This window comes from Cellulomonas septica, from assembly GCF_012396155.1.
Classification (GTDB): domain Bacteria; phylum Actinomycetota; class Actinomycetes; order Actinomycetales; family Cellulomonadaceae; genus Cellulomonas; species Cellulomonas septica.
Genome location: NZ_JAAXOY010000521.1, coordinates 1 through 2,595 on the forward strand (window position 1 = coordinate 1; position 2,595 = coordinate 2,595).

Here is a 2,595-nt window from a genome sequence, read left to right on the forward strand (position 1 = left end):
CAGCGTCGCTGCACCATGCGCTTCGCGTCGTCGACGAGGTCCTGGAACCGCCGGTCGTCGAGGAGCGCGGGCAGCAGGCCGGTGAGGTCCATGGTTCCTTCGCGGAGGGCTCGACGGAGCGCTGGTGGCCCGGTCCGGGCACAGCACGAACGCCCCGGATCCGCGTGGATCCGGGGTGCAGGACGAGTCTACGAGCCCCCGCCGACACCGCCCGCGGGCGAGGCCGGCCGGGGCTGCCGCGGCGACGGCGGGCGTCTGGTGGTCCGGGTCAGCCGACCTCGGACGCGACGAGCTCCTCCGGGCCGTCGATCGCCGCGAGCGCACGCCGCAGCGCGGTGCTCGAGGTGTGCACGGTGTACGGGAAGTAGATGACCTCGACGCCGACCGCCGCGAAGTCGCGCTCCAGCCGCTCGCCCTTGGGCGTGCCGCGCCAGTCGTCGCCCTTGAAGATCACGTCGAACCCGACGCTGCGCCAGGTCTCGACCTTGTCGGGCTGGACCTCGGCGACGACCTCGTCGACGTACGAGATGTGCTTGAGGATCTCCATGCGCTCCGCGAGCGGGATGATCGGCCGGCGGCCCTTGGTGAGCTCGAGCACCTCGTCCGCGACCACGCCGGCGATGAGGTAGTCGCAGCGGCGCTTCGCGTGCCGGAGGATGTTGAGGTGCCCCACGTGGAAGAGGTCGTACGCGCCCGGCGCGTACCCCACGATGCGTGCCATGCCACACCCTCCTGCTGACGAGACGGACCACGGGCCCGCGCCGTCGAGGACCTCCTGTCGCGGGCTGCACTGCCGCAGCCCGACCAGCCGACTGTAGAGGGAATCCCCCCAACCCGGACATAGCGCTCCGTCGACGTCACCCGCACGAACCGTTTTTCACCCACTTGTCCGGCTCGGCGCCACGATCGGGCTCCTGCCGCGCGGCGATCGGGTGGACCTGCGGCGTCACGGTGGGCCGACCGGGCGAAAACCCACGAGGTTTCACATTTCGCCCACACCGCCACGGCTCTTTCCGAGGCAGGATCGTCGACAATCAAGAGCACTGACCACGGGGTGGGGGCAGCTCGGGCGACGGTGATCCCCGGTGGACGTCCTGCACAGGGGTGCACCGGAACGAGAGGGGATCGGCATGGAGCCTGCGGAGTACCTCGCAGCGCTGCGCAAGCACTGGCTGCTCATCGGCGTGCTCGCGGCGCTCGGCTTCGCGGCCGGCTACGCCTACTCGACGACGATCCCGTCGAGCTACCGCGCGACGTCCAGCGTCTACGTCACCGCGACCGGCACGAGCTCCCCCGGCGAGCTCGTCCAGGGGTCCACCTACGCGCTCAACCGCATCGAGAACTACGCGCAGCTCGCGACCAAGCCCTACGTGCTCGACCCCGTGATCGAGCAGCTCGGCCTCGACACCACGGGCCGCTCGCTCGCGAAGTCGGTGAACGTGTCCGCGCTGCTCAACGCCACGATGCTCGAGATCTCCGTCGTCTCGGGCGACCCCCAGCGCTCCGCCGACATCGCCAACGCGGTCGCGACGCAGCTCGCGGTCGCCGTCGAGGACCTCGAGGGCGACTCGGCCGACGGCGAGCCGAACGTCCAGATCACGCTGGTCGGGCAGGCGTCGCCGCCGTCGTACGCGTTCGCGCCGAACACCAAGCTCAACGCCGCAACGGGCATGGCGCTCGGCCTGATCGCGGGCGTCGTGATCGCGCTGGCCCGCACGCTGCTCGACACCCGCATCCGCTCCATGAAGGACCTGCGGCGCGTCACCGACACGCCCGTCCTGTCGTCGGTCCGCTGGGACCGCAAGAACCGCAAGAGCCCGCTGCTCATGCGCCGCGACCCGTTCGGCGACCAGGCCGAGGCGTTCCGTCGGCTGCGCACCAACCTGCGGTTCCTCACGATCGCCGGCCCCAGCCGGTCGATCGTCGTGACGTCGTCGCTGCCGACCGAGGGCAAGTCGACCGCCGCGATCAACCTCGCGATCGCGATGGCGGAGGGCAACCAGCGGATCCTGCTGATCGACGCCGACCTGCGCCGCCCGTCGGTGCACCGCTACCTCGGCATCGAGGGTGCGGTCGGCCTCACGACGGTGCTCATCGGCGAGGCGACGGCCGAGGACGTCATCCAGCCGTGGGGCGAGGGCTCGCTCGACGTGCTGCCCGCCGGGCAGATCCCGCCCAACCCGAGCGAGCTGCTCGACTCCCCCGCGATGGGCCGGCTCCTGCAGCGCCTCGCGCTGAGCTACGACGTGATCCTGCTCGACTCCGCGCCGCTGCTGCCCGTCACCGACGCGGCCGTCCTGTCGCGGCTCACCGACGGCGCGCTCGTCGTCGTCGGCTGCCGGACCGTGCACCGGCCGCAGCTCTCCGACGCGCTCGCGTCGCTCACCGCGGTCGACGCGCGCGTCCTCGGGCTCCTGCTCAACCAGGTCTCCGCGAAGGCGTCCGGCGCGGTCTACACGTACGGCTCGACGCCGCAGTCGACCGCGAAGGCGTGGTCCCTCGGGCAGCGTGGCGGGCGTCGCCGGGCCGGCCGTCGCGGAACCCCGACGCCGACCGACGCACCGGCCGCGGCGGCCGGTGCGGAGCCCGCGCTGG

At 72.0% G+C, this 2,595-nt stretch carries 2 protein-coding genes; one reads left to right on the forward strand and one right to left on the reverse strand.

The genetic code is table 11. The annotated features are described in order from the left end of the window. Positions 1–268: 268 nt before the first annotated feature. A complete protein-coding gene (locus tag HGA02_RS15975) occupies positions 269–721 on the reverse strand; it encodes an FAD synthase family protein (protein WP_168680077.1) in 453 nt (150 codons plus the stop codon). A gap of 409 nt (positions 722–1,130) precedes the next feature. Between HGA02_RS15975 and HGA02_RS15980 the strand changes: the two genes are divergently transcribed. Then, the coding region (locus tag HGA02_RS15980) for a tyrosine-protein kinase domain-containing protein (RefSeq protein WP_168680079.1) at positions 1,131–2,595 on the forward strand (1,465 nt) is incomplete at its 3' end.